An 8,272-nucleotide genomic window follows, 5' to 3' on the forward strand; every position below is an offset into this window, starting at 1 on the left:
GTTCGATTATCGGCAAAGATTTTCCTTTTCCCTCAGCGGGAGTGAACCTTATGCAGTGCGTGAAGGCCTACGTCAAACCGACACCGTCCGGACTGTCTCGATCATTCCACCAAAAATCGGTGCGGGCAGCGATCAGACTTGTTGGTGCCGTCACGGTGATAGCGGGCATGTTCTGGTCCACGGCCGGGTGGGCACAGCAGATAAGAACGCGGCGCGAGCCCCACATCGGATATGCCTATCCAGCAGGCGCCCAGGCAGGGACCAGTGTGCAAATCGTTGTAGGGGGCCAGTATTTGGACGGCGTAACGGATGTCTTGATGGCACCGCTTTTACCTGAGGTATCCGGCACAGAAGCTCCCCAAGCGACGTTTGTCAGATTGACGAAACCGCTTACAAACAAACAGGCCAACGATCTCGCTCAAAAACTGCGGGAGATCCAAGACAAGGTTCGCCGCGAAATGCGACAACGGCGCACGGGTTTCAACATGGTGGCCTACCGCCAGCTTCTTGTCAAATTCGCGGCAGAAGAAGGCATCACGGAAGAAATGTTGAAGGCCTTGGAGGAGTACAGGAAGTACCGGAACGATCCCAAACGCCAGTTCAATCCGCAGATTGCGGAACGGGCGACAGTCCAGGTCTCTCTTTCGCCGAACGTCCAACCGGGCTGGTATGTCCTTCGTCTCAAGACGGCGAATGGGGTTTCCGATCCGGTGCGATTCCATGTCACCCCCTGGAAGGAAGTTCTGGAAAGTGAGCCGAATAACAAAGAGTCACCCACCGTCGTCAACGAAGAGTTGCCCGTGGTGCTCAACGGTCAGATCCAACCGGGGGATGTGGACCATTTTCGTATTCGGGCTAAAAAAGGGCAGCATTTGGTGGTAGCGGTTCTGGCCCGGGAATTGATCCCCTACCTCGCCGATGCAGTTCCCGGCTGGTTTCAGGCAACTCTGCGGATTCTGGATTCCTCGGGACGTGAGGTGGCCTATGTCGACGATTTCTGGTTTCATCCCGATCCCGTTCTGGCGTTTGATGTTCCTGCCGACGGCGACTACATCATCGAAATAAAGGACTCCATCTATCGCGGACGGGATGACTTCGTTTATCGGATCGTGGTGGGGGAAGTTCCCTACGTGACCGGCGTTTTCCCGGCTGGTGGGCGAATCGGAGAGGATGTTACGCTCCAGCTCATGGGCTGGAATTTGCCCGAGAAACAGGTTTTCTTGCGGCGTCTTAAAGGTCAGCCGGGCATCCGGTCACTGCAGCTTCCCGTCTGGGCATGCTGGGCCCACCCCGTTCAATTCGCGCTCTCCGACTGGCCGGAGGCAGTGGAACACGAACCCAATGACACGCTCCAAGCCGCGGAAAAGATTTCGATCGGCACAGTGATCAATGCACGGATGGACCGGCCTGGCGACCAGGACGTTTTCCGGTTTACCGGAACCAAGGGACAAAAAGTGGTCGCCGAGGTGATCGGCCGCCGTGTTTTCTCACCTGTTGACTCGCTGCTCCGGATTCTCGACGAGCAGGGCAACGTCGTGGGGGTCAATGACGATTTCGTAGATAAAAGTGTGGGTCTCCTCACGCACCACGCCGATTCGTACCTGGAAGTGACACTCCCCCACGATGGCGTGTACTTCGTCGAAGTCATCGATATGCAGCATCAGGGCGGTGAGGCATTTGTCTATCGCCTCCGCCTCAGCGTGCCACGGCCGGACTTTGAACTCCGCGTGGTTCCATCGGTTATCAATGCTTCTCCGGGAATGGTGGTACCCATCGACGTTTATGCCGTGCGTCGGGATGGGTTTGATCAGGGTATCGAGCTGTCCGTCACAAAAGGTCCGGAAGGAACCCGCCTCAGCGGAGGGTGGATACCGCCTGGTACCGACCATGTTGTGGCGACGTTGACCGTGCCACGGAACGCGGAAACCGGGTTGGTGGAAATCGAGATAGCTGGCAAGGCCAGGGTGAATGGGCAGGAGGTTGTCCGAACAGTGGTGCCTGCCGATGATATGATGCAGGCCTTCTATTACCATCACCTGGTCCCTGCCGAAAGATTCGCCCTCAATCTGACCGGCCGTCGGCGTTACTCCGTGCCGTGGACTTTCGAAACCAGCAACACAGTGCGAATACCGGCGGGCGGCGAAGCGGAGTTCCGACTTCCTCCCGGCAGCGTCTGGTTCCCCGAAAATATGACACTTCAGTTAACATCCGCCCCGGAAGGAATCACGCTGGCGAAAGTGGATCGCAGACAATCGGGATACGTGCTCGTTTTTCAGGCCGACAAGGAAAAAGTCAAACCTGGCACACGGGGCAATTTGGTTCTGGGAATGTTCATGCAAAACAAGCCGCAGGGCACCGCTCCCAGCACTGCCCGAAATCAACAGTTTTTCGCGGGATGGCTGCCAGCGCTTCCCTTCGAGGTGGTGTCGCAGTAAGATAGGGCGCGCCTTGCCTGCGTCACCAGTCGAGTATGCTCGATTTGCGGGTCGAGAACCCTACAACCTGCAGCTACAGAAACATGAGGGCCATGATGCGTCCGCTATCAGCCATGATTTGGCACCGTACGAGCAAGCAGCAGATCGCTTTGGGACTCGCGTTTGCCCTTTGCTGGATCTGGTTCCCGCTCGGGGGAAAAACCCAGGCTGAAGATGCACAGCAGGCCAACCGGCCGAATATCGTGCTGATCCTGGCCGACGATCTGGGTTACGGGGACCTCTCGTGCCTCAACCCGGAGTCGAAAATCCCCACGCCGCGGATCGATCAGTTGGCCCGGGACGGCATGATCTTTACCGATGCCCATACGCCGTCCTCGGTCTGCACGCCCACGCGTTACGGATTGCTGACAGGAAGGTACGCCTGGAGAACCCGGCTTCAGCGCGGGGTCCTGCTTGGGTTCGACCGGCCACTCATTGAACCGAACCGAGTCACTCTGGCTTCGCTGCTTCAATCACAGGGATATCGAACGGCGTGCATTGGGAAATGGCATCTTGGTCTGGGCTGGCAATCTCCTACCGGCCAACCTGTGACGGATTCCGACGGAACAACAAACGACCCCGGCGTTGACTACTCGAAACCCTTGACGGAAGGCCCTCTCACAGTGGGTTTCGATTACTTTTTTGGCATCGCCGCCTCTCTGGATATGGCACCGTACTGCTACATCGAAAACGATCACGTGACCCAGCCGCCGATCGAAAATACGGCAGGAAAACCTTTTCCCTTCAACTGGAGACCGGGCAAGAAAGCCCAAGATTTTGACCACGAGCAGGTGCTTCCGACATTGACCGAGAAGGCAATAGCCTGGCTGCGAAATTGCCGCCGCGAGTCACCCGCCCAGCCGGTCTTTTTGTATTTTGCCCTCACCGCGCCTCACACGCCCGTTCTCCCGCTTCCGCAGTATCGGGGAAAGAGTAGGGCAGGGGAGTACGGAGACTTCGTCGTGGAGGTGGATGACTGCGTCGGGAAGGTTCTCGATGCCCTCGATGACCTTGGAATGCGGGAAAATACCCTCGTTATCGTCACAAGTGACAACGGATCGACCATGACGATCCGTCCGTTCTTCCAAAAATTCAATCACGCCACAAACTATCATTTCCGGGGACAGAAGTCGGATATCTGGGAAGGCGGCCACCGCGTGCCGTTCATTGTGCGCTGGCCGGGCCACGTTCCGTCAGGAAGCCAATGCTCGAAAACGATCTGTCTCACGGACTGCCTGGCCACGTTCGCGGATTTAGTGGGCGCATCCCTGCCCGAGAATGCCGGCGAAGACAGTGTGAGCTTCCTCAAACTGTTAACAAACCCTGAGGCGTCCTGGGAACGACCGCCTGTCGTCATGCACTCTGTCAATGGCAACTTTGCGATTCGCGAAGGTGATTGGAAACTCCTTCTTTGCCGAGGTTCGGGGGGCTGGTCGTTGCCGGAAAACAAGGTCCCCGCGGGCGCCCCGCCCGCCCAACTGTACAATCTCCGCGAAGATATTGGAGAACAGAATAATCTTTTCAACGAATATCCGAATGTCGTCGCGCGTCTGAGCAAACTTCTGGAAAATATCCGCGAGAGTGGCCGCTCTCGATAGATGGCGGGAATTCCCGCATAATGCAGCGGCGCTTTTCACGACGTGAGAGGGCGTTCTGTCGCGCAGGGACGCAGCGATGACACTCAGATTTTCTTGGAAAGTTCGCCCAGCTTGCGACGGAGAAATCGCGCTCGTTCGATATTCCTATCAGCGCTGTCGAGTTCGCTGCCGGCCAACTTTTGCAAATGAGCCGGTTGGGTGAAAAGGAACAGCTCATTGAGAAGCTGAATGGGAACTTCCTGAATGAGTCCCAGATGGATCCCCATGCGAACACTCGACAGCAGGTGGAGCGTTTCCTCGGCAGAGATCGTTTGGGCAGTCTTGAGAATTCCGTACGCGCGACTCACGCGATCATGGAGATTTTCGTGCCCTTCGGCCAGAAGGAATTCCCTGGCCTTTCTTTCCGCGGCGACGACAGCAGGCACGACCTGCGCCATCTTGTTGATGAGTTCTTCTTCACTCCTTCCCAGAGTGACCTGGTTGCTGACCTGGTAAAAATCCCCCATCGCCTGAGAACCTTCTCCGTAAAGTCCCCGTACGACCAGCTCTAACTTTTCCAGGCTGCGAAGGGTCTGGTCCATCTGACGGGTGATCACGGAAGCCGGAAGATGGAGCATCACACTCACCCGCATGCCCGTCCCCACATTGGTAGGGCATGCCGTCAGGAAGCCCCATTCTTCATCAAACGCGAACACGAGATGCTGGTCGAGATAATCATCCCATTGCCTGATCAATTCCCATGTGGGCTCAAGCTGAAAACCGCTTTGCACGGCTTGAACCCGCAGATGATCCTCCTCGTTGATCATGATGCTGAAGCGTTCCGCCCGATCGATAAACACCCCGCGAGATCCCTGTCCCTCGGCCAGCTCCCGACTGATCAACTGCCGTTCCACCAAGAAATGGCGATCCAGCTCCGACAGCGTATCCACATCCACGTAGAACACCTGGTCGCGAAACGGGCTGTTGTTGACAACTTCCTTCACGCGGTCCAGGATCTGTCGGCGGTCCGCCTCGGTGGCGATGCTGGTAAATGGAAAATCCGCGAGATTCCGTGCCAATCGAATCCGGGTGGAAATGACAATATCGTTTTCCGGCCCTTCGCCGCGGAGCCATTCTCCGCAACCACGCATCAGGTCATCGAGTGTCGAGATCATAGATTGCTATTCTTTCCCAAAACAAACGTTTCGCACCAGCAAACCAATTCCCCCACTCCCTCCCAGGATCATCCTTCTCATGTTTCATAGCCCGCCTTGGAAGGGTTTCCGGTCACAGTGCCCCGACAGGCCCGCCGTCAACGCTTTTTTTCCCAATGGCCAACCACGAAAAAACGGTCGTGGTTCTAGACAACCTCGGCTTCAATACGACGGATTTCATCACGGATCTGAGATGCTCGCTCATATTCTTCGGCATCCACGGCCTCACGCATCTCCCGCCGCAGGCGGATCAGTTCCGTGCGGCGTGCGGCAACCTCCGGAGGCTTCGATGAGCGTTTCCCTTTATGCCGTGTTTCGCCATGGATATTGGCCAGGAGAAATTCCAACTGTTCACGGAAAGCCTTGTAGTCGTACGGGCATCCCAGTCGTCCCTGACTGCGGAACTTATAAAAGCTGATGCCGCAGTAAGGACAGGTCTGCTGATCGGCCCGCCTCATCTCTTCGGCCGCCTGTCCCACCGCCATGTGTTTGGCGTAATGCTGAGCCACCTGCTCTGCCACCTGTGTCATTTCGACTGTGGCCTTACTTCCTCCCGACAAATACTCGTGCGCATGCTGCTCGCACAAGTGCACCTCAACCGGGGTGGGCCCCGTCAGTTCCGTGATATGATAGGTCGCCGGTCGATCGCAGCGTTGGCACTTCATACAAGAAATCCTCTTCTGAAGATAGCAGAGTGAGACACCCGCAACGTCCGCTTCACATCACGGGTCTCTCCCACATCACACTCGTCATTGCGGGTATTCGCCCCGCTTTTCACACACGAGGATGGGCAGCTTGTACGCGGTTAAGACAATTCAACTGGATTCTAACACCCTTGGCCAGCGTGTCAACATTGCTTGCAGTCCCAGTTTGAACTGGCCATTTTGCCTCATGGCAGTTTGAACCCTTTCCAGACACCAGACCGTACGAATTGTCTCGCACGGCGCTCCGCAGCACGAGGACGCTCCCCTTTCACCAGGACCGTGAACAGGGGCACCTTTCTGGTCGTCCGAAAAAGAAAATAGGAGATACGACGGAGGATTCCAAGCCGCCTTGGCAAAAGCGTCACTTTTTGCTAAACAACTACCATCCTGGTAGTGGCCTGTTTGTGCTTCCCCGATCATGCCCGTTTTCACCCGTTATGTAACGTCCGAACTGCTCAAGATCTTTGGGGCCGCGCTGACGGTCCTGACATTGCTGCTTGCGCTGGGAATTGGCGCACGGGAGGGCATCAGCCGAGGCTTGCCGCCTATTTTAATTGTTCGCATGTTGCCTTATCTGTTGCCCGAAATTCTGGGAATCACCATCCCGATCGCGGTGCTCCTCTCGGTCAGTCAGGTTCTGGGACGGATGTCGGGAGCCAACGAGATCGTCGCCCTTCGTGCGCTGGGGCTGTCCCCGATTCACGCCGTTCGCCCCACCATCGTGTTCGCATTTTTTGTCAGTTTGTTTACTGTTTGGATGTATGATGTGGCGGCCACGTGGGGACGGCCTGGAGCCCGCCGAGTGGTCGTGGAGTCGGTGGAGCAGATCGCCTACAGCATGCTGCGGACACGGCGTAGTTACACATCCCCGAAGTTTTCCATTGTAGTCAAGGATGTGCAGGGGAAAACCTTGATCAATCCCCTCATCACCATCCAGACCCAGCCTGATATGCCGGCCATCGTCCTCTCGGCCGAGGAAGCCGAGTTGACAACAGACCGCCAGGCCGGCGGGCTCATCATCACCTGTCGCAAACCAGAGGCCAGAATCGAGGATTCCGCGGTGGTGCGGGCGTCCGACATTTACTCCCAACTCATTCCTTTCGACAAACCGATCGAACCTCTCCACCGGGATTGGCTGGCTACGTGGCAGATTCCGGAGGCCGTCAAAACACTCGAGAAGGACGCGCATCAGCTTGAAATGCTCATCCGCCATGCAGATGCCACAGACGAGCAGAAAAAGACCTGGCGCTACCAATTGGAACAACTACAAATCCAGATCCGTAAACTCAAGACGGAACCATATCGCCGGTGGGCGAATGGTTTCAGCAGCCTGTGTTTCGTGCTCCTCGGTTGTCCCCTTGCAATGTACTGCCGCAGTGAAAATTTCCTGGCGATATTTTTCTTGTCCTTTTTGCCCATCGTGATCGTTTACTACCCCCTGCTCATGCTCGCCAACGGACTGACGTCTTCAGGGGCCATCCCACCTCCTGGATTCTGGCTTGCCAATCTCGGAATAGCTCTTCCCGGCAGCGTCCTCTTGTACCTTTACTGCGAAACCTGACGAGGTTTCGTCCGCCGGGCTACCCATCCGCTCGAGGCCGTCAAGCGTCACTCCCATCGCAACCTGAATCCGATCCCATAGCGATTGCGAACGCGGTGGCATGACTTCGGCAGTGCGAAATGGAAATCCAAACCTCCTTCACACCCAGTCTGTCTGCTACCTGTTTGGCACCGTCTCGGAGTATCACCTCCGGCCGACCGCCAGGCCGATTGAGAATCTCAACATCCAGCCAACTGATTCCTTTAACCCAACCCGTTCCCAGCGCTTTCAAAACGGCCTCCTTGGCCGCCCATCTCCCCGTGAAGTGCTGGACAGACTGTCGGCGACTTTGGCAATAAGCGATCTCAGCCGGTGTGTACACCCGCTGTAAAAACACCTCCCCATGCCTTTCGATCATTCGGGCAATTCGGAGGCATTCGGTAATATCCGTGCCAACCCCCAGCACCCTCATCGTCGGAGATAATCCAACTTTCTGCTTCCAGTCATAACTGTCACTTTGACCGACCAAAACACTTGACTATCCATAGACAGCGAACGCTAAACGGCAACGCAGTGTAACGAAATCAGTTCTGCCACGAAACCAGCCGGGACCACGGCCGTCCGAAATAGTCAAAAGTCCCAAAGATACCACTCCCGGCAGGATTCCTTTCGAACTGTGACACTCGGTCGTCCGACGGCCTGCGTGTCCTCGGGCCAACAGATTTTCAGGCGTACTTGATGCCGCAGGCTGCCTGGGCGCGAG

Annotated in this window: 6 protein-coding genes; 3 read left to right on the forward strand and 3 right to left on the reverse strand. The window is 56.4% G+C overall.

The window, feature by feature from the left end:
• Together H5U08_RS05725 and H5U08_RS05730 are read left to right on the forward strand one after the other, a co-directional pair.
• Positions 1 to 2,435: PPC domain-containing protein (locus tag H5U08_RS05725; protein ID WP_297031150.1), on the forward strand; the 2,435-nt coding region annotated here is incomplete at its 5' end.
• Between the two features lie 92 nt (positions 2,436 to 2,527).
• Positions 2,528 to 4,072 carry an arylsulfatase gene (locus H5U08_RS05730; protein ID WP_297031152.1) on the forward strand — a complete coding sequence of 515 codons (1,545 nt, stop codon included), beginning with the start codon at positions 2,528 to 2,530 and terminating at the stop codon, positions 4,070 to 4,072.
• 83 nt (positions 4,073 to 4,155) lie between these two features.
• Here the strand turns inward: H5U08_RS05730 and H5U08_RS05735 are convergent, their stop codons facing one another.
• Positions 4,156 to 5,226 (reverse strand): protein arginine kinase, encoded by a 1,071-nt coding sequence (locus H5U08_RS05735; RefSeq protein WP_297031154.1) that lies wholly within the window; start codon positions 5,224 to 5,226, stop codon positions 4,156 to 4,158.
• Between the two features lie 185 nt (positions 5,227 to 5,411).
• Entirely contained in the window at positions 5,412 to 5,930 is a 519-nt protein-coding gene (locus H5U08_RS05740) for a UvrB/UvrC motif-containing protein (RefSeq protein ID WP_297031156.1), read from the reverse strand.
• Positions 5,931 to 6,387: 457 nt separating this feature from the next.
• Here H5U08_RS05740 and H5U08_RS05745 point away from each other — a divergent pair, with 457 nt between their 5' ends.
• Positions 6,388 to 7,530, forward strand: coding sequence for an LptF/LptG family permease (locus tag H5U08_RS05745; protein WP_297031157.1), 1,143 nt, complete (start codon positions 6,388 to 6,390; stop codon positions 7,528 to 7,530).
• A gap of 40 nt (positions 7,531 to 7,570) precedes the next feature.
• Here H5U08_RS05745 and acpS read toward each other — a convergent pair whose 3' ends face one another.
• Positions 7,571 to 8,038: a holo-ACP synthase gene (gene acpS, locus H5U08_RS05750; RefSeq protein ID WP_297031159.1), complete on the reverse strand. Its 468-nt coding sequence runs from the start codon at positions 8,036 to 8,038 to the stop codon at positions 7,571 to 7,573.
• Positions 8,039 to 8,272 lie beyond the last annotated feature (234 nt).

It is taken from the genome of Thermogutta sp., assembly GCF_014359955.1.
Lineage (GTDB): Bacteria > Planctomycetota > Planctomycetia > Pirellulales > Thermoguttaceae > Thermogutta.

Bases quoted from the DNA above. Each gene is read 5' to 3' on its own strand.
- H5U08_RS05745 (WP_297031157.1), top strand. From the start codon at position 6,388: ATGCCCGTTTTCACCCGTTATGTAACGTCCGAACTGCTCAAGATCTTT.
- H5U08_RS05730 (WP_297031152.1), top strand. From the start codon at position 2,528: ATGATGCGTCCGCTATCAGCCATGATTTGGCACCGTACGAGCAAGCAG.
- H5U08_RS05740 (WP_297031156.1), bottom strand. From the start codon at position 5,930: ATGAAGTGCCAACGCTGCGATCGACCGGCGACCTATCATATCACGGAA.
- H5U08_RS05735 (WP_297031154.1), bottom strand. From the start codon at position 5,226: ATGATCTCGACACTCGATGACCTGATGCGTGGTTGCGGAGAATGGCTC.